This window comes from Xanthomonas vasicola, from assembly GCF_000772705.2.
Lineage (GTDB): Bacteria > Pseudomonadota > Gammaproteobacteria > Xanthomonadales > Xanthomonadaceae > Xanthomonas > Xanthomonas vasicola.
In genome coordinates, this window is the sequence record NZ_JSBW02000054.1 from 36419 (window position 1) to 55927 (window position 19509).

Consider the following 19509-nt stretch of genomic DNA (forward strand, 5'->3'; position numbering starts at 1 on the left):
ATCATTTCGTGGCTCCTGCAGCAGCCTCAAAACCGGTCGCCGTCGCTGCGTTGCTTTGGCGGCGATACAAAAACAACGTCGCCATCAGCGCGCACACCGATGCGAAGATCAGCCAGTAACCAGGCGCCGCCTTGTCGCCTGTGACATGGATCAGCCAGGTGGAAATCACCGGCGTAAAGCCGCCAAACAGGGCGGTCGCCAGGCTGTAGGCGAGCGAGAATCCTGCCACCCGCACATGCGCCGGCATCCGTTCGGTGAGCGCAGGAATCATGGCGCCGTTGTAGATGCCATAGATAAAGGACAGCCACAGCAGCGCCTGCAACATGTGCGCAAAGCTCGGCGCGGCCGCAAGAAACGCAAGCACCGGATAGGCGGTCAGGATGCACACCACCGACATGGTCACCAGCAGCGGCTTGCGGCCGAAGCGGTCGCTGAGCGCGCCGCCGATGGGGAGCCAAATGAAATTGGACACGCCCACCAGCAGCGTCACGATCAATGCATCGCCGGTGCTGAGTTTGAGCACGGTCTTGCCGAACGTCGGTGCGTACACGGTGATCAGATAGAACGCGGTCGTCGTCAGCGCGACCATCAAGCCGCCGGCAATCACGATGCCGGCATTGTTCGCCAGCCCACGCATCACCTGCTTCATCGTGACCGGCTGCCGGCGCTGCGCAAACTCGGCAGTCTCTTCCAGGCTTCGCCGCAGCAAGAAGATGAAGGGAATAATGGCGCAACCGATGCCGAAGGGAACCCGCCAGCCCCATTGCGCCAGATCCTGCGGCGCCATGAGCTGATTGAGCGCAAACCCGATCGCTGCCGCAGCGACGATGGCGAGCTGCTGGCTGGCCGATTGCCAACTGGCATAGAAGCCGCGCCGACCCGGCGTCGCCATCTCAGCCAGATACACCGACACACCGCCCATTTCGGCGCCCGCCGAGAAGCCCTGCAGCAAGCGGCCGAGCAGGACCAGTGCCGGTGCCCACAAACCGATGCTGGCATAGCCTGGCACCAGCACGATCAGGACAGTGCCGCTGGCCATGATCGCCAAGGTGACGATCAAGCCTTTACGACGTCCGACATCGTCGATGTAGGCGCCCAGGATCACCGCGCCCAGCGGCCGCATCAAAAAGCCCGCGCCAAACACGGCGAAGGTCATCATCAGCGACGCGAATTCGTTGCTCGCCGGGAAGAAGGTCGCGGCGATCTGCGTTGCGTAGAAACCGAATAGGAAAAAGTCGAACTGCTCAAGGAAGTTGCCCGAGGTCACCCTCAGCACCATCCCAAGTTTCGACTGCTTTTTTGCCTCAATGCGGGAAGTCTGCATCAATCGCCCTCCACGATAGGTATGCACGAACGGATGACATCCGAGGCACCCGATTCTGGTCGAGATGGTCGATGTTGATAATTGCTGCTTTCTCATCAACTGATGTGGATTGAACATCAGTCGCGCTGAAGCCGTGCTAGCGCTCAGTCGCCTGGCTACCGCAGGCACGACGCGCGTGCTGGCTACCGCTCGAGTTCCTTGACCGGCGTAGCGGCTGATCGGTCTGCGCTACTGCCGCAAGCGCTCTCTCGTTTTGACGATACGCCGATCAACCTGGATCAGTGCATGCGCTGCCGGTGTCGTGTCAGTGCGGCCAGGCAGGTAGCGCTGGCCGCTGCGCCTATCCGCGCCGCATCAGCATCTGCGTCACCAGCGCACGCAGGGCGGGGGGGCGGACCGGTTTGGACAGGAAGCCCCAGCCCAGGTCCAGCGCACGCTCACGCAGGGCGGGGTCGGGTTCTGCGGTGACCAGGATCACGCGCGGTTCGCGTTGCCAGCGTTCCACCAACTGGGGCAGCAGCATGGGGCCGTCGTGCGTGCCCATGCGCACATCTAGCAGCAGCAATTCCGGTACCTCGTCGGCATTGGCAGCGTTCACTGCCTCCTCCGGGCCGCCGGCAAAATCCACGCGGCATTCCCAGCGTTCCAGCAGCGTGCGGGTGGCCTCGCACACCAGTGGCTCATCGTCCACGCACCACACGCGGCAGCCATGCAGGATTGGATCGTTGCCGTGTTCGGCCGTGCTGGCAGGCGCTGGCAACTGCCGCGCGATTGCGGCGCGTTCGCCCAGCGGCACAGTCACTGAAAACACGCTGCCACTGCCAAGCGTGGAACGCAGCCCGATGCGATGGCCGAGCAGACGGCCGATACGCTCGACAATGGCCAGGCCCAGACCTGCGCCGCGGTCGTTGGCCACGCCATCGTCCAGGCGGCGGAATTCTTCGAAGATCTCGTGCTGCAAGGCATCGGGAATGCCGGGGCCCTGGTCGTGCACTTCGATGCGCAGCCAACCGCCGCGGCGACGGCAACCGATCAGCACGCGTCCGCGCGGTGTGTAGCGGATGGCGTTGGAGAGAAAGTTCTGCAGGATGCGGCGCAGCAGGTTTTCATCGCTCAACACCACTGCCGAGGTAGGCACCGATTCCAGCACCAACCCGCGGTCTTCGGCCAGGATGCCGAACTCGCGCGCCAAGGTGTCCAGCAAGGGCGCCAGTGCAAAGTCGCGCACCTGGGTCTTCAGGCTGCCGGCTTCCAGGCGCGAGATATCGAGCAAACTGTTGAGGATGGCGTCCTGTGCCGCCAGCGCGCCGTCGATGCTGTCGACCACGCGCGCACTGCCGGGCTCATGCACCTGCCCACGCAAGACCGAGACGAACATGCGTGCTGCATTGAGTGGCTGCAGCAGGTCGTGCACCGCCGAGGCGACGAAGCGGGTCTTGTAGCGGTTGGCGCTTTCGGCCTCGCGCTTGGCTGCCGCCAGATCGCGGGTGCGCTCGGCCACGCGGTGTTCCAGCGCATCGGCCAGCGAGCGCAGTTCGCGTGCGGCATTCTTGTAGCTGGTGATGTCGGCATAACTGGTGACAAAACCGCCATCGGGCAGCGGGTTGCCGCGGATTTCCAGCACGGTGCCGTCTTCTTTTTCGCTTTCGCGCATATGCGGTTTTCCGCTGCGCAAGTGATTCAGACGCCGCTCGATTGCTGCTTCGATCGGGCCCGGCCCCAGCAAGCCGCGGCGTGCATTGAAGCGGAACAGGTCTTCGATCGGGCGGCCGATCTTGAGTAGTTCCGGCGGGAAACGGAACAACTCCACATAGCGCGAATTCCACGCCACCAGATTGAGCGCCTCGTCGATCACCACCACGCCTTGTGGCAGATGTTCCAGGCTGCGGCTCAAGCCGGCATTGGCCTGCTGGGCGGCGGTGACCACGCCGTCCTGCGCGGTGCGCAGTTCTTCGGCGTGCTGCTGCAACAAAGTTTCCAGTTCGTGCCGGCTACGCTGGCGCAACGCCGACAGCCGCCGCCGTTGCTGCACGAACAACCACAACAAGGCCAGTGCCAGCCATGCGCCGGCGGCAGCGATTGCCGCGGCGCGGCCGGCAGCGGCACTGGCGCGGGTGTCGTGCAGCAGATGCAGGCGCCAGCCGCTTTCGGGCACTTCCAGGGTCTGCCACAGCACCTGCGCGCCGAGCGGCGGGTCGCGGATGTCGGCCAGCACACCGCCGTAGCCGGTCTGCTCGATCAGCCGGCGCCGCAGCGGCAGCAGCTCCTGATCGGCGTACTGGCGGGTGCTCTGCAGTTCGCGACGATCGCGGTCGCTGAGCGGGGCCAGCACGCGGTAGCGCCATTCCGGCCGGCTGGCCAGAAACACCACATCGTGTGCGTCCGACGCCAGCACGATATCCGGGGTCTGCAGCCATTCGCGTTCCAGCGCGGCCAGCGCAATCTTGATCACCACCACGCCCTGCACCTGGCCGGCGCCGTCCACAATGGCCTGTGACAGAAAATAGCCTGGCTCGCTGGTGGTCATGCCGATGCCGTAGAAGCTGCCGCTGCCGGTGGCCAGCGCCTGCTGGTAATACGGACGGAAGGCATAATCCACGCCGACGTTGCTGCGTGGCGCCCGCCAGTTGCTGGCCGCCAGTGCCACGCCATCGCGGTTGATCAGCGTGAGCGTGGACGATTGGGTGACGTTGTTGGCGCGTTCGAGCTTGCGATTGAGCCCATCCACCTGTGCCGGCGACAGTGGGCCGGACACGGCGGCGCGTAGCTCCGGGTCCACCGCCAGAATCTGCGGCAGCGTGCGATAGCGGTCGATGCGCTGCTGCAGCGCCTGCGCGTACAGACGCAGCTGGCGGCGCACGGTGGCACTTTCATCGTGCAGCGCGCTTTGCTCGACGAAGTGGCCGGCCGCAACCATGGCCACCACCATGCCGCCCAGCACGATGGACAGGGTGAGCAGCAGACGGCGGCGTTGCGATGCGTACATGGCCGCAAGTATGGCGGTCTGCCGGCGGATCGCGCAGCCATCACCTGAGAGCGGCTAACAAAACAACTGTGCTCATCGCCGATGGGCCGGCCGGTGCTTGGTGCGGCAGGTGCCACTCCGACATTGCAGTTCCAGCGCGGTCCACACCCGCCTGACGGCTGCTCGCGACGTTTGATTGGTGGCTCCCATCGCACGTAGGCAAACGCCAAAATGACAACGGCCGCACCCCTGAAGGATGCGGCCGTGTCGAACGCCTGTTGCGGTCGCTGCAGTTGGCGCCGGACCAAATCGCTGGCGCGCTGCAGTGCCTCAGCGCTGCTTAGAACTGCACCTGTGCACGCAGTTCCATCACGTGCGGGGTTTCATGCACGCCCCTGCGCGAGGAATCCACCCAGCTGTAGTTGGCCTGGAATTTGAAGTGGCTGGTGAGGTACCAGTTGGCGCCGATGGTGGTGTCGTGCTGACGGCCACCGTGCACATTGTTGTCTTCCAGGTTCAGGCGGCTGTAGCGGGCGGTCAGCTCGACTGCGCCGTAGTCATGCGTCGGCTTGATGTTGCCTGGCACGCCGCCGGCATAGCTGCGCGACTCGCCGGTCAGCGTCCAGGTGCCGTAGATGTACTGGCCCTGGGCGATGAAGTGCGGCTGGTCCTCGTTGCGCGCCACTTCGGCACGCAGCGCTTCGCTCTGCAGCGAGAACGGGCCATGGATCCAGACCGCTTCCACGCCGGTGCGGATCACATGGTCCACGTCGAGGATGGTGCCAGTGTCGATCAGACGGATGTCGGTCAGGCCGGCTTCCGGGCGCGCACGCAGGCGCACACGTGGGCTGAACGACACGCCGCGGCCGTCGCTGTAGCCGCGCGGGTTTTCGATCGAGCCGGCGATGCCCAGGTGCAGCACGTCGCCTTCGGCCTTGAACGGGGTCCATGCCACGTGCACGGCCTGGGTGGTGCCCGGGTTGTCACCCTGCAGATCCTTGCCGCCGTAAGCGCCGGCCTGCAGCAGGTACTGCTGACGTTCCAGCGTCCATTCTGCGCCGGTACGGCGACCCTGGAACACCGCCTGGATCGGCAGGCCCAGTTCCATGAAGCTGCCCGCACGTGAGCTCTGCACCGCTTCCAGACCCACCGGCACCTTCATGTAGCCCAGGCGCACGCGGCCGTAATCCTGGCCGAACAGGGCCTTGGTCTCGAACCGGTAGAACACGTCCAGCCACAGCTTGGACTCGAAGTCGTAGTACACCATGGCGTCGTAGACGCCCTTCTTCTTGATGGTGGCGCCGAATTCCTTGCGGCGGAAATCGGTGCGGTCTTCCAGACGGTCGTCGCCGGAGAAGTTGTTGTCGTCGTAGGCGTAGTTGCCGGTCAGACCCAGCTCGGTGCCATCACCGAAGGTGTACTTGGTCGGCCAGTTTTCGATCGAGGTTGCTGCATTGGCAGCGGCGGGGATGATGGCAGCAGCCAACGTCAGGACAAGCAGATTGAGGCGCATAGGTATGGTCTTCGGCAGTGAGAGGGGCCGGGCGTCCTGCCATGGCGTTTGCAATGAATGTCTTCAGCAAGCGCGCAGGGTCCGGACGACGGCAGCACAGAAACGGTGTCTGCGTTAAACGGAATTAACGGCCGGCGGCGGCGCGGCTGAAGTGTAAGCCGACGTTTAGCTGCTGGACATGAGGTAGTACCAATGGGCTATCGGCCAGGGCTGTGACGTACGGCCAGAATGCGTGCAACGGGTACCTGCTCAGGCACCCCCTCTCGTCCCTCGGAGTGGTGTCATGCACATCAGCAAACCTGCCGGCCCCCTGCCGGCGTCCGTCCCCTTCTATCGCCAGCTGTATTTTCAGGTGGTGGTGGCGATCGTTCTGGGTGCCCTGTTGGGCCATTTCGAGCCCGCCTTCGCCGAAAGCCTCAAGCCGCTAGGCGACGCCTTCATCAAGCTGGTGAAGATGATCATCGCCCCGGTGATCTTCCTGACCATCGTCACCGGCATCGCCAGCATGACCCACCTCAAGACGGTGGGCCGGGTGTTTGGCAAGGCGATGGCCTATTTCCTGTTCTTCTCCACCTTGGCCTTGGTGGTCGGTCTGGTCGTTGCCCATGTGGTGCAGCCCGGCGCCGGCATGAACATCAACCCGGCCGATCTGGATCAGAGCGCGGTCAAGAGCTATGTCGAGAAGTCGCACGACCTGACCCTGGTCGGCTTCCTGATGGACATCATCCCCAACTCGCTGATCGGCGCGTTCACCGGCGACCAGGTGGTCAACGGCAAGCTGACCGGGCCGAACATCCTGCAGGTGCTGTTTGTGGCGGTGCTGTTCGGTGTGTCGCTGGCGTTGGTGGGCGAGCGCGGCAAGCCGGTGCTGAACCTGCTGGAAGCGCTGATCGCCCCGGTGTTCAAGCTGGTGCACATCCTGATGCGTGCTGCGCCGATCGGCGCCTTCGGCGCGATCGCCTTCACCATCGGCAAGTATGGCGTGGAGTCGCTGGTCAATCTGGCCTGGCTGGTGGGGTCGTTTTACCTGACCTCCTTGTTGTTCGTGCTGGTGATCCTGGGCGTAGTGTGCCGGTTGTGTGGGTTTTCGGTGCTCAAGCTGATTCGCTATCTAAAGGCGGAACTGCTGCTGGTGCTGGGCACGTCCTCGTCGGAGTCGGCGTTGCCATCGCTGATGGAGAAGATGGAAAAGGCCGGTTGCGAGAAGTCGGTGGTGGGCCTGGTGGTGCCGACTGGGTACTCGTTCAATCTGGACGGCACCAACATCTATATGACGCTGGCGGCGCTGTTCATCGCCCAGGCGACCAATACCGAGCTGACCCTGGGCCACCAGATCGCGCTGCTGGCTGTGGCCATGCTCAGCTCCAAGGGAGCGGCCGGCGTCACCGGTGCCGGCTTCATCACCCTGGCCGCCACGCTGGCGGTGGTGCCTGAGGTGCCGGTGGCCGGCATGGCGTTGATTCTGGGCGTGGATCGCTTCATGAGCGAATGCCGCTCGTTGACCAATTTCATCGGCAATGCAGTGGCCACCGTGGTGGTCTCGCGCTGGGAAAACGCTTTGGACCGCGACCGCCTCAAGCTGGTCCTGGACGGCGGCGAGCCGCCGTTGCTGGCCCCGGTCGGCCAACCCGGCGTGGCGCCTGCCAGCCTGCGTTGATGCTTCCTACGGCCCTGTCTTCCGTCGGTATTGCCGGCGGGATGCAGGGCCGTTTTCGCTTTGAGCCAGACCCCGGCCGCCGGGCACGCCACGCCGCAACATGCGATCTCCCTGCCGCGCTGACAGCTGCGCGACAGGCCCTTGTTCAGGCAGGAGGGTAGAATCCAGTTCTCCTGCGCCTACGAGACACACACAGCCGATGTCCACCGACGACTTCAAACAGGCCGCCCTCGACTATCACCGCCAGCAGCCGGCGGGCAAGATCAAGGTCACCGCGACCAAGCCGATGCTGACCCAGCGCGATCTGTCGCTGGCGTATTCGCCGGGCGTGGCCTTCGCCTGCGAGGCGATCGTCGAAGAACCCACCCAGGCCAGCGAGCTCACCGCACGCGGCAATTTGGTGGCGGTCATCACCAACGGCACCGCGGTGCTGGGCCTGGGCAACATCGGCCCGCTGGCCTCAAAGCCGGTGATGGAAGGCAAGGGCGTGCTGTTCCAGAAGTTCGCCGGTATCGATGTGTTCGATATCGAAATCAACGAGAACGACCCGGACAAGCTGGTCGACATCATCGCCAGCCTGGAGCCCACTTTCGGCGGCATCAATCTGGAAGACATCAAGGCACCGGAGTGCTTCATCGTCGAGCGCAAGCTGCGCGAGCGCATGAACATCCCGGTGTTCCATGACGACCAGCACGGCACCGCGATCATCGTCGGCGCCGCCGTGCTCAACGCCCTGGTGGTCACCGGCAAGAAGATCGAGGAGGTCAAACTGGCCACCACCGGCATGGGCGCGGCCGGCATCTCCTGCGTCAACATGCTGGTGTCGCTGGGCCTGAAGCCGGAGAACATCCTGGCGCTGGACCGCGACGGCGTGATCCACACCGGCCGCACCGATCTGGACCCGGACAAACAACGTTACGCACGCGATACCGATAAGCGCACCCTGGCTGAAATCGTCGAAGGCGCGGATATCTTCCTGGGCCTGTCGGCGGCCGGCATCCTCAAGCCGGAAATGGTCGCCACCATGGCGCGCCAGCCGGTGATCTTTGCACTCGCCAATCCCAATCCGGAAATCACCCCGGAAGCAGCCAAGGCGGTGCGCCCGGATTGCATCATCGGCACCGGTCGCTCGGACTACCCGAACCAGATCAACAACGTGCTGTGCTTCCCTTACCTGTTCCGCGGCGCGCTGGACGTTGGCGCCACCGGCATCAACGAAGAGATGAAGATCGCCTGCGTCAAGGCGATCGCGGCGATGGCGCGGCGCGAGGCCTCCGACCTGGGCGCAGCCTACGGTGGCGAGACCCCGAGCTTCGGCCCCGAATACCTGATTCCGCGTCCGCTCGACCCGCGCTTGCTGGTGGAACTGTCGTCTGCCGTTGCACAGGCGGCGATGGATTCGGGTGTGGCTACGCGCCCGATCACCGACATGGAAGCGTACCGCGACAAGCTTGGCCAGTTCGTCTACCGCACCAGCCTGATGATGAAGCCGGTCTACGACCGCGCCCGTGCCGACAAGCAGCGCGTGGTGTATGCCGAAGGCGAAGAAGAAGTGGTGCTGCGCGCGGTACAGAACGTGGTCGACGAAGGCCTGGCGTTCCCGATCCTGATTGGCCGCCCGGACGTTATCGAAACACGTATCGAACGCATGGGCCTGCGCCTGACCGCCGGCGTGGACTTCGAAATCACCAACATCCTCGACGACCCGCGCTTCAACGATTACTGGCAGTACTACCACGCGCTCACCGAGCGTCGCGGCGTAACTGTCACCGCGGCCAAGGAACTGATGCGCTCGCGTCCGACCCTGATCGCGGCCGTCATGGTCGCGCGCGGCGAAGCCGACGCGATGCTGTCCGGCGTGGTCGGCCGCTTTCACAAGAAGCTGGGCTATGCGCGCAGCGTGATTCCGTTGGAACCACGCGTGAGCTCCACCTCGGCGATGACCGGTGTGATCAACCAGCTCGGCGTGTTCTTCTTCCTGGATACCCATGTGCAGGAAGACCCGACTGTTGAACAAGTGGTGGAAGCCACGTTGCAGGCGGCGTATCGCCTCAAGCTGTTCGGCATCGAACCGAACATCGCACTGCTGTCGCATTCCAACTTCGGCAGCCACGACTCGCGCGATGCGCTGAAGATGCGCCAGGTGCGCGAAGCCTTGCTCAAGCGCAAGCCCGAGCTCAACATCGACGGCGAAATGCAGGGCGACACCGCGTGGGATGAAGCGCTGCGCAAGCAGATCATGCCCAACAGCACCTTGAAGGGCCGCGCCAACCTGTTCGTACTGCCGAACCTGGAAGCGGCCAACATCGCCTACAACCTGGTGCGCGTGTTCACCGACGGCGTGGCGATCGGCCCGATCCTGATGGGCATCTCCAAGCCGGTGCATATCCTCACCACCAGCGCCACCTCGCGCCGGGTGATGAATATGACCGCGATTGCCGCGGTGGATGCACAGATCCGCCGGCAGCGCGATGCGGAAAAAGCGGCGGCCGATAAAGCTGGCGAATGAGATTTCTGGTCGCTGGGAAGCAGCGACCAGCGACGTGCCTTTGACCTGTTTGCTCGCCATCGCAACACAGATCGCCACGGGGCACTGACTGCCGCGTGGCAATGCTCAAAGCCTGTCTCCCCTTGGGGTGAAGAGGCGCGATTTGCGCGCCGCTGGCGCGCATGCCTTAGAGCGCTCCGCTGCGTGCGCGAGCCGGAGCGCGAAATGGCGCTGGAGTGAGGTTTTGGTCCGGCCTTAGAATTGAATCTGCGCCGACTAGCGAAAACGTCGACACCGATAACACTGATTCAACGTAAGCAGACGCGCTGGCCGATTAGCTGTCCGCAAAGAACCAATCGCGCCAAACCTGCCGGACGTCACCGCGTCTGCGGTAAATCACCCAGCAACTCGATTTCCGCAAGTTCCGCACGCGCCGGCATCTTCAGCCGCAGCCGATATTCCGCATACGCACCAGGCGTCGTAATCCGGAACGGACGCGTCTGCAGCGGCCATTGAAACCGCTCGTCGCTGCGTTGATCGACGATCTTCCACGCACCGCCCGCAGTACGCGCTTCCAGCGTCCATGCACTGGCCCCAATTGCCGCAGTGCCGCTGGTCAAGGTATACAGCGTCGGCGTGCCGTGCGTGAGTCCACTCAAGGTGATGGTGGACGCACGCAACACCGCTACCACCGTTCCCGCATCGTCGTCATGCAATGCCGTTGCCTCGCGACCATCGTCCAGCGAAACGCGTGCATCTGCACCCAGCAGATCGCCCAACGGGGCAGGGCGCTTTCCCTGCGCGGTCAGCGACGGCGGCACATCGTCCGGCCCGCTGCCCCAGCGTGAGGGCGTCGGCCCCATCTCGAAGTCCAGCGTCGCACCCTTAGCAATCGCCGCATGCGGCAACCAGGTCTTGCGCCACGGTTTGCCGTTGAGTTTGAGCGATTGCACATACACATTCTGCGGCGAATTCTGTGGCGCATTGACGGTCAGCATGCCGCCGCCAGGCAGGCGCACGCGCGCTTGCTTGAACAGTGGCGAGCCGATCACGTACTCCGGCGCGCCCATGCGTAGCGGATACAGCCCCAGCGCAGCGAATAGATACCACGCCGACATCTCGCCATTGTCTTCGTCGCCGGCATAGCCCTGGCCGATTTCGCTGCCTAGATACAAGCGCGCCAAAATTTCGCGGGTAATGCGCTGTGTTTTCCACGGTTGCCCGGCATACAAATACATCCACGGAATATGGTGCGCAGTCTGATTGCTATGCGCGTACATGCCCATGCGCACATCGCGCGCTTCGGTCATCTCATGAATGGTGTTGCCATACGAGCCTGCAAACCGCGCTTCGGCAGTCTCGGGCGTGGCGAAAAACGTGTCCAGTTTTGCGGCCAATGCCGCGCGTCCGCCATACAGTGCAGCAAGACCTTCGCCATCGTGCGGCGCAGTGAACGCAAACGTCCAGCCGCTGGATTCGGTGTAATCGTTACCCCACACGCGCGGATCGTACTGCGCCGCATCCACGCGCCACGCACCATTGGGCTTGCGCCCCTGGAAGAAGCCGATTGCCGGATCGAACAGCGCCGCATACCCGGCTGCGCGATGGCGAAAATACAGTGCCTCGGTCGCATAGCGCTCGCGCGCTGCCGCCGTGGTGGCCTGGCTGGACAACGCCGCGGCCATGTTGGCGATGCCGAAGTCGTTGAGCGCACCTTCCATCGACCACGACATGCCTTCGTGCGTGTCGGTATCGGTGTAACCGCGGAAGGTCGAGCGCGCCATGCCCTTACGTCCGACATGCCGGTCCGGCGCAACCACCGTGGCGTTTTTCAGTGCAGCGGCGTAAGCCTCGGTGGGGTCGAAGCCTCGCACGCCTTTTCGCCATGCATCGGCAAACGCCACATCGGAACTGGTGCCCACCATCAGGTCAGCATAGCCGGGCGATGACCAGCGCGCGATCCAGCCGCCCGCCCGCGACTGCTCCACGAACCCCTCCACCAAGGCGCTGGCATCATCGGGCGCGAAGAGTGCGTAAGCCGGCCATGCTGTGCGAAAGGTATCCCACAGCCCGTTGTTGACATACACCCGGCCATCGCGGATCGGTGCGAAACTGCGCACCGCGCTGCCGTCGATATTGTCGTCAGACCAGCTGTTCTGGCTGGCATAGCGCCAATCTGGCGCACCCGCAGTGCCCACGTTTTCATGCGCCGAGTTCGGGTACAGGTACAGCCGGTACAGGCTGGAATACAGCGTGGTCTTCTGATCGCCAGTGGCATCGGGCACTTTGAAGCGCCCCAGTAATGCATCCCAGGCGTCCTCCGCGCGCGCGGCGATCTGCTCGAAACTCGTGTCTGCGGCAATCTCCAGTTCCAGATTGTGCTTGGCCTGATCCACCGAAATCAGCGAGGTGGCGATACGCATCTGCACCTGTCGCGCGTTGCCGGCATCGAACTTGATCCAGCCGGTCGGGCGGCCAGTGTCGAGCAGGCCGCTGCTGTGCCAGGGCCTATCGAAGCTGGCATAGACATACATGCGCGTCGCGCCCGTCGACAGACCGCTGCGCACATCGGTGTAACCGGACAGTGTCTGGGTGGCCGCATCCAGCGTTAGCCCGGCGCGCGCATCCACGTTGTCGAACAGCAGATTGGCATCGCCGCGCGCCGGGAAGCGAAAACGAAACAGCGCCGCGTGATCGGTCGGTGCGATCTCGGCATGGATGCCGTTGTCCAGTTGCACGGCGTAGCGATAAGGACGTGCAACTTCGTCGTCATGCGAAAACCCCAGCGCACGCTTGCTGCGATCGGCTTCCGGCGCGCCGGCCGCGAGCGATGGCATCACCTGAAACGTCTGCCGGTCGCCCATCCACGGGCTAGGCTGATGGCTGAGCGACAGCGCCTGCAGGCGTGGGCGATTGTCAGCAGCATTGTGTTCGTTCCAGCGATACAGCCAGGTCAGCGTCCCCGCATCGGTCACCGGCGTCCAGAAGTTGAAGCCGTGCGGCACGGCCGTCGCAGGAAAATTATTGCCGCGCGAAAACATGCCATTGGATTGCGTGCCACGCGTGGTCAGCACCCAATCCGAGGGCCACCCTGGCGCTACCAGCGGCACCTCTGCAATGGCGATATCGTCGATCCAGCCGGCCGCGCTGGCGCCTGCCGGCGGCGCCACGTCCAGCTCGATGGCACGCACGCGACGCCCACGCAACCCGGACACATCTCCCAGCCGCACCTGCTTGCGCGCCCACTGCTGCGGGTACAGGGTCTTCGAATCGCCTTGCGCTTGTGCACCTAGCGCAACGCCGTGCTGATCGCGCGCCGCGCTGGCAGACATGCGCGTGCCGTCATCCAACAACAGATCCAACGAGACATACGTGGATGCCACATGGTCGTTGCCGACGCTTTCCGGCAAGACCATCCACGACAGCGTGGTCTGCGTCTCGATCAGTAGATCGGTGGTGAACAACGTACGCCGCCCACCCGCACCGTTGCTCGCGTAACGCAACGCCTGCACTCCGCTGTAACCGGCGTTCGGCTTGGCGGCGTAAAGGCGCTGCCGGGCCGGTGCCGATGGCAACTTGCACGGCAGTGTCCGTCACATGTACCGGCAACGGGTCACCATCCTCGAATGCGCTTGCGAAATGCGTCGCTGCCAGGGCCGGCAGCGCGGCGGTACAGAGCAGGGCAGCAGCGATGGTGCGCGGCAAACGACGCGGATCCAGCAGGGCGACAGGCAAGATCACGGGACGGGTGTCTCCTTGGGGGCAGCAGTGCGTGCGCTGGGCCGATGGTGCGCCAGTGCGGTTCACGTCGCCGGTTGGCAAAGCGCTGACTCCCGATGATAGGCGGCATACTCGGTACGGTGTCGTTGCGCAGCGCTGCCGATTGGCGTGCGCTGCATATCGCTGCATCCACAGCGGCCTCGGCGATTGGTATAGCCAAACTCTTGCAACTACCGCCCGCGCGGCCCGGGGCTATCCGGTCGATGGGCCGATCACCGCGCAGGCTGCTAGAATCCGCGCTCTGCCTTTGCCTTCCGACAGCACCGCCATGAGCCAGACCGCCACCGCGCCCGCCAATGCGCAAACGCGTTACACCGTGCACCGCGGCGATCTGCCGCTGAGCTGCCCGACGCCGCAGATGGCGTTGTGGAACTCGCATCCGCGCGTCTACCTGCCGATCGAAGACGAGCCCAACGGCGAAGCCAAGTGCCCGTATTGCGGCGCACTGTTCGTTCTCGCCGACTGATCCTGGCCGGATGCACCGCCTGACCGTGGTGCAACTGCTGCCGGCGCTGCAGTCCGGCGGCGTGGAGCGCTCCACGCTGGAAATCGCCGCCGCGCTGGCGCGCGCCGGTCATCGCGCCGTCGTTGTGTCGGGCGGCGGGCGCCTGGTGCAGCCGTTGCTGGATGTGGGTGGCGAGCATCTCACCCTGGAGATCGGCCGCAAGTCGCTGCTGACACTGCGGCATGTGCTAGGTTTGCGCCGCTTGTTCGCCGAACTTGGGGCCGACATCGTGCATGCGCGTTCGCGGCTGCCGGCCTGGCTGGGGTGGTACGCACTGCGCGGCATGCCGGAAGCAACGCGGCCGCGCTTCGTTACCACCGTGCACGGACTCAATTCGCCCAGCCGCTACAGCGCGGTGATGACCTACGGCGAGCGGGTGGTTTGCGTGTCGCAGACAGTGCGCGATTACGTGCGCGTGCACTACCCGCAGACCGATCCCAAGCGCCTGCGCACTATTCCGCGCGGGGTCGATATCGCACAGTTCCCGCGCCGGCTGCAGCCGGACCGCCGCGCGCGCGCGTGGGCGCAGAACCTGCTGCCTGGGCTGCCTGCCGAGGCAGCGCTGCTGTTGCTGCCGGGCCGCGGCACGCGCCTGAAGGGGCATACCGATGGGCTGCAGCTGCTCGCCGATGTCCGTGCGGCCGGTATGCCTGTGTTCTTGTGGTTGCCCGGCGCGCGCGAACCGGGGCGTGAGGCCTATGTGCGTGAGCTGGAAGCCGACGCCGCAAGGCTAGGCGTTGCCGACGCAGTCGCCTTTACCGAGCCCACTGACCGCATTGCCGAGGCGTATGCCGCCAGCAACCTGGTGCTGCAACTCTCGCGCAAGCCGGAAGCCTTCGGCCGCACCGTGGTGGAGGCGCTGTCGGTCGGCCGCCCGGTGCTGGGCTGGGCGCACGGCGGCGTCGGCGAATTGCTGGCCGAATTGCAACCCAGTGGCGCGGTTGCCGCCTTGGATGCCCAGGCTCTATGCGCGCATGCGCTGGCGCTGCTCCAGCAACCCCCGGCTGCGCCGGCCGTCATTCCCTACACGTTGCAGGCCATGCAAGCGGCCACACTGAAGGTCTATGACGAACTCCGCCACTGAGGCCCTACCGAGGGCGCCCGGGTTGACGCCCGATGCCGGCCGCTGGGCGCCGCTGTGGGTGATCGTGTTCGTGGCGCTGTGGCCTACGCCCGGCCTGGCCGAAACGGTGTTGTCGCTGGGTGCGTTGTTCGCGGCGTATCGCCTGTTGCATGCGCGCTTTCGCGGCGGCACGCTTCTGCTCAGCGGCGCGGCCTGGGCGCTGTCCAGCGTGTTGTTCCTGGCGTACTGGTTGCCGCAGATGCTGTCGGCGTTCGATGCGGTGGATGCCGGCCGCGCGCTGCGCAAGTCGGCCACCGATCTGCGCTACCTGCCGTTCATGTGGTTATGCGCCATCGCCGTGGCCAATGCGCAACGTCGGCGTCGCACCTTTACCGGGCTGGCGGTCATCGGTGCAGTGTGGACGCTGGACGCGCTGCTGCAGGCCGCGTTCGGCACCAGCCCGTTGTTCTTCGGCATCGATCAGATCAAGCAGCTGATCAGCGGCCATGGCCTGTGCACCGCCCAGGAGCTGGCGCTGGTGGATCGGTTGAGCGGCGTGCTGGGGCCCTGCAATCTGAAATTCGGCCAGACCCTGGCCAGCCTGTCGCCGTTCCTGTTGCTGGGATTGGGGCGGCGTCATGCCTGGGCCTGGGCGGGCGCTGCGGCGGCGGTCGGCATCGTGTTGGTGTTGGCAGGTTCGCGCGCGTCGTGGATCACCTATGGCGTGATCATGTTTCTGTCCGGTTGGCAGCTGCTGGGCGGGCGTCGCTTGCTGGCTGTGGCGGTAGCCGGCGCACTGCTGGCCATTGCGGTGGTGGCGGTGGCGCCACAGGCGCGCGAGCGTATCCAGCGCACCACGCTGGCGTTCGGCAATGGCGGACAAGGCGTGGACCAGGCCTTGTCCGGCCGCGCCCAGATCTGGGGCGCGGCGCTATGCATGATCCGCGAGCATCCGCTCAACGGCGTGGGCGCCCGCGGGTTCCGGCAGGCCTATCCGGCGTGCAATCCGGCACCTGGCCAAGCGCCCGCATGGGGCGGCGGGCCGGCCTTTCATGCGCATCAGATCGTGCTCGAAATCCTGGCCGAAACCGGCGTGATCGGCTTGCTGCTGTGGCTGGCCGGCGCGGCGCAGGCGTGGCGCGCGTGGCGCTACTCAAGCATGGTGGCGCGCGAGCAGGCGCGGCCGGCAATGATCGCGCTGGTGGCCACAGTCTTTCCGTTCAATACCCATCTGGCGTTCTATTCCAGCTTCTGGGGCGGGCTGAGCCTGATGCTGGCCGGGCTGTATGCCGGTGCCTTGCTCAACGACGATGCGGATCGGATGCCGCAGCAGTAACGCGGTGCGTGTTCGGAGCAGCAAAGAAGCGACGGCGCAGTTACCAGACAGGCGCAGCCCGCGCTAGGAACCGCCATGTACCACACGTGTCCTGCGCCCTGTCCACAGCGACCTAACGACCGCTTGCTACGTGTTGTTAGCCGATCTTCATCGACATGTCGTCGATCCGCGCGCTAGAAACCCTGATTTCCAGATGCCCATGGCAGCATCCGCCGACCGGCATCAGTTATAGAACGCGCTACGTCCGCCCGGCTGGCGCTTGAAGCGCCGATGGATCCATAAATATTGGTCCGGCGCCTCGCGCACCATGTCTTCGATCGCGGCATTGACCTGCGTGGTATCGGCGATCACATCGTCGGACGGAATGTCGGCAAGTGGCGGCGCGATCTTGAGGATGTAACGGCCACCTTCGCGGCGATGGAAGTACGGCACTACCGCGCAGCCGGTCAGCCGCGCCAGCTGATGCGTGGCGGTAATGGTGGAGGCCGGATGCCCGAAGAACGGCACGAACACGGTGTCCTTGCCACGCATGTCTTGATCCGGCGCATACCACAGAAAACCGCCGCGCTTGAGATGCTTGATGGTGGCGCGCAGGTCTTCGTTGGCGAACATGTGCGTGGCATAGCGCAAGCGCCCACGCTTGACCGCCCATTCGAACACCGGGTTGCGATGCCTGCGGTACATGCCGGCCAGCGGCACGTGGTCGCAGAGCAGGCGCCCACACATTTCCAGCGTCATGAAATGGCCCGACACCAGCAGTACGCCGCGTTTCTGCTCCTGCAGCTGCCGCAGATGCTCCAGGCCTTCGATCTGCACGCCCGGGCGAATGGCATCAATGCTGCCCCACCAGGCACGCGCGAACTCGAACAAGCCCACCCCGAGTGCGTCGAAGCTGTCGCGCAATAGTCGCGCTCGCCACGCATCGTCCTGCTCGGGGAAACACAGTTTGAGATTGACCTCGGCCGCACGTCGACGCGTGCCTGCCAAGCGCATCGCAACCCAGCCCACGCCGCGGCCTATTGCACGCTGCAGGGTCCAGGGCAGGCGCCCGGCCGCGACCATCACTGCCAGGCCCAAATACATCGGCCAGTGCTTGGGGTTGCGCAGGGAGGGGCGGACGGCGACGTTGACTGACTCGGACATGCGCCAATTCTAAGGGATTGCGCCACGCGGGCAGCGTGCACATGCGCACGCACGGACGCTCCCGTATCCTGCACCGATGCGGAAAGACCCCATTGAATGGCTGTTGCGCGGGCTGTACTCGGCGCTGCTCTACCTGTTGTTGCCGGTCACGGTGTACCACCTGGTGTGGCGCGGCTTTCGTGTGCGCGAATACTTCAATCGGTGGAACGAGCGCTATGCGTCCTACACGCACGCGTGCGGGCGTCCACGCGTGTGGGTGCATGCGGTGTCGGTGGGTGAGGTCAATGCGGCCGCGCCGCTGGTCAATGCGCTACGTGCGCAGCGCCCGGATATCCGCTGGGTCATCACCACCATCACCCCGACCGGCTCTGAGCGGGTGCGCGCGGTATGGGGCGATGCGGTGGACCATGTGTATCTGCCGTACGACGTGCCGGGCAGCGTGGGGCGGTTTCTCGAACACTTCCGCCCGCGTCTGGCATTGATCCTGGAAACCGAGCTATGGCCGAACATGTTGTTCGGTTGTCGCGATCGCCAGATCCCGGTGTATATCCTCAACGCGCGGTTGTCGGCGCGTTCGCTGCGTGGCTATCGGCTGCTGGCGCCGTTGATCAGTCGCGCGCTGCAAACGGTCACCTGCGTGGCGGCGCAGTCGCAGGACGATGCCGAACGGTTCATCACGCTGGGCGCCCGCCCGGATCAGGTGATCGCGCTGGGCAATCTCAAATTCGATATCGCCGCGCCCGCGCAATTGCAGGCGCTGGTCGCGCAGTTCCGCACCCACGTGCCGGCCACGCGCCCAGTGTGGATCGCCGCCAGCACGCACGAAGGCGAAGAGGCTGCTGTTGCCGACATCCACGCACGTTTGCTGCCGCAATTTCCAGAGTTGCTGTTGTTGTGGGCGCCGCGCCATCCCGAGCGCTTTCCCAAGGTCGAGGCGCTGGCGCGCGAGCGCGGCTGGCGCGTTGCCACGCGCAAGGCGCAGCAATGGCCACAGGCAAGCGACAAGGTGTTCGTCATCGATACCCTGGGCGAGTTGATGAGCTTCTATGCGTGCGCGCAGGTGGCCTTCGTTGGCGGCAGTCTGCAGCCGATCGGCGGGCACAATCTGCTCGAGCCGGCAGCCGTTGGGACACCGGCGATCACCGGCCCGCATCTGCATAACTTCTCGGAGATTTCGCGGCGCATGCGCGAAGCCGATGCGGTCACCATCTGTGAGGATGCCGATTGCGTGTACCAGGCGTTGGCGCGTTTGCTTGCCGACCCCGATCAACGCGGGGCGATGACCACCGCAGGCCTGGCACTGGTCGCCAACGGCAAGGGCGCAGTGGCCCGCACCCTGGTACAGATCGCCGCGGATTTGCCGCCGGTGGTTGGTGATGTTGTGGCGCCTTGAAGATGTAGCTATGAACTTATTACATTATTTGTGCGAGATTTGTGCGAGTCACAAGCCGCGCTGGGCCCACGCAAGATCTCATCGCCGCTCTCGGGGTAAATGCTGAAGCACTGCATGCACTCGGTGACGGTATCCATGTTGTCGTAGGTTCCGGTAAGCGGCTAGGACACTGTCTCCGTCCGTTGGCTCGCTGTTTTTTATTAACAGCGATGCGCACTGACCATCTGGACTATTCCCTCCTGCTCACCGTCGCGGGGCCTTACGCGCCGTGAATGCTGCGTAGAAGCTGACATGGACGTACGTGCAGCGTGTCCCGCGATGGTGGGCGGGCAAGGGCTGCGG

General features: G+C 64.7%; 10 protein-coding genes, 1 other RNA gene and 1 pseudogene. 7 read left to right on the top strand and 5 right to left on the bottom strand.

The genetic code is table 11. From position 1 onward, the window contains the following. Position 1 precedes the first annotated feature (1 nt). The 3 genes from tcuC to NX05_RS15575 form a co-directional block, all read right to left on the bottom strand. Positions 2–1351 carry an MFS transporter gene (gene tcuC / locus NX05_RS15565; protein ID WP_039434352.1) on the bottom strand — a complete coding sequence of 450 codons (1350 nt, stop codon included), beginning with the start codon at positions 1349–1351 and terminating at the stop codon, positions 2–4. 313 nt (positions 1352–1664) lie between these two features. Continuing rightward, on the bottom strand, positions 1665–4310 hold the full coding sequence (locus NX05_RS15570) for a hybrid sensor histidine kinase/response regulator (RefSeq protein ID WP_039434354.1): 2646 nt from the start codon (positions 4308–4310) through the stop codon (positions 1665–1667). A 319-nt stretch (positions 4311–4629) separates the two neighbouring features. Next, entirely contained in the window at positions 4630–5802 is a 1173-nt protein-coding gene (locus NX05_RS15575; protein ID WP_039434358.1) for an OprO/OprP family phosphate-selective porin, read from the bottom strand. Positions 5803–6085: 283 nt separating this feature from the next. Here NX05_RS15575 and NX05_RS15580 point away from each other — a divergent pair, with 283 nt between their 5' ends. Continuing rightward, positions 6086–7459, top strand: coding sequence for a dicarboxylate/amino acid:cation symporter (locus NX05_RS15580; RefSeq protein ID WP_039434361.1), 1374 nt, complete (start codon positions 6086–6088; stop codon positions 7457–7459). A 199-nt stretch (positions 7460–7658) separates the two neighbouring features. After that, the gene (locus NX05_RS15585) at positions 7659–9968 is read left to right on the top strand and encodes an NADP-dependent malic enzyme (RefSeq protein WP_039434364.1); all 2310 of its coding nucleotides are present in this window, start codon (positions 7659–7661) and stop codon (positions 9966–9968) included. A gap of 356 nt (positions 9969–10324) precedes the next feature. On the opposite strand, the pseudogene NX05_RS15590 reads toward NX05_RS15585, so the two are convergent. Next, positions 10325–13688 (bottom strand): annotated as a pseudogene (locus tag NX05_RS15590) (GH92 family glycosyl hydrolase). 307 nt (positions 13689–13995) lie between these two features. On the opposite strand from NX05_RS15590, the gene NX05_RS15595 reads away from it, so the two are divergent. The 4 genes from NX05_RS15595 to NX05_RS22830 all read left to right on the top strand — a co-directional run bounded on the left by NX05_RS15595 (position 13996) and on the right by NX05_RS22830 (position 16773). Continuing rightward, entirely contained in the window at positions 13996–14193 is a 198-nt protein-coding gene (locus NX05_RS15595) for a zinc-finger domain-containing protein (RefSeq protein ID WP_010364353.1), read from the top strand. Positions 14194–14203: 10 nt separating this feature from the next. After that, positions 14204–15316, top strand: a complete 1113-nt coding sequence (locus tag NX05_RS15600) for a glycosyltransferase (protein ID WP_039434366.1) — start codon at positions 14204–14206, stop codon at positions 15314–15316. Next, positions 15297–16631, top strand: a complete 1335-nt coding sequence (locus NX05_RS15605) for an O-antigen ligase family protein (protein ID WP_039434369.1) — start codon at positions 15297–15299, stop codon at positions 16629–16631. The genes NX05_RS15600 and NX05_RS15605 overlap by 20 nt, the downstream gene beginning before the upstream one ends. Before the next feature lie 75 nt (positions 16632–16706). After that, a non-coding RNA gene (locus tag NX05_RS22830) (sX9 sRNA) lies at positions 16707–16773 on the top strand. An 80-nt stretch (positions 16774–16853) separates the two neighbouring features. Here NX05_RS22830 and NX05_RS15610 read toward each other — a convergent pair. Next, positions 16854–17774 carry an LpxL/LpxP family Kdo(2)-lipid IV(A) lauroyl/palmitoleoyl acyltransferase gene (locus NX05_RS15610; RefSeq protein ID WP_010364362.1) on the bottom strand — a complete coding sequence of 307 codons (921 nt, stop codon included), beginning with the start codon at positions 17772–17774 and terminating at the stop codon, positions 16854–16856. A gap of 76 nt (positions 17775–17850) precedes the next feature. Here NX05_RS15610 and waaA point away from each other — a divergent pair, with 76 nt between their 5' ends. Then, positions 17851–19167, top strand: a complete 1317-nt coding sequence (gene waaA / locus NX05_RS15615) for a lipid IV(A) 3-deoxy-D-manno-octulosonic acid transferase (protein ID WP_039434373.1) — start codon at positions 17851–17853, stop codon at positions 19165–19167. Positions 19168–19509 lie beyond the last annotated feature (342 nt).

What these genes read in the sequence shown, in the direction of transcription:
- NX05_RS15570 (WP_039434354.1), bottom strand. Translation starts at nt 4,310, where the DNA reads ATGTACGCATCGCAACGCCGCCGTCTGCTGCTCACCCTGTCCATCGTG.
- NX05_RS15575 (WP_039434358.1), bottom strand. Translation starts at nt 5,802, where the DNA reads ATGCGCCTCAATCTGCTTGTCCTGACGTTGGCTGCTGCCATCATCCCC.
- NX05_RS15580 (WP_039434361.1), top strand. Translation starts at nt 6,086, where the DNA reads ATGCACATCAGCAAACCTGCCGGCCCCCTGCCGGCGTCCGTCCCCTTC.
- NX05_RS15585 (WP_039434364.1), top strand. Translation starts at nt 7,659, where the DNA reads ATGTCCACCGACGACTTCAAACAGGCCGCCCTCGACTATCACCGCCAG.
- NX05_RS15595 (WP_010364353.1), top strand. Translation starts at nt 13,996, where the DNA reads ATGAGCCAGACCGCCACCGCGCCCGCCAATGCGCAAACGCGTTACACC.
- NX05_RS15600 (WP_039434366.1), top strand. Translation starts at nt 14,204, where the DNA reads ATGCACCGCCTGACCGTGGTGCAACTGCTGCCGGCGCTGCAGTCCGGC.
- NX05_RS15605 (WP_039434369.1), top strand. Translation starts at nt 15,297, where the DNA reads ATGACGAACTCCGCCACTGAGGCCCTACCGAGGGCGCCCGGGTTGACG.
- NX05_RS15610 (WP_010364362.1), bottom strand. Translation starts at nt 17,774, where the DNA reads ATGTCCGAGTCAGTCAACGTCGCCGTCCGCCCCTCCCTGCGCAACCCC.
- waaA (WP_039434373.1), top strand. Translation starts at nt 17,851, where the DNA reads ATGCGGAAAGACCCCATTGAATGGCTGTTGCGCGGGCTGTACTCGGCG.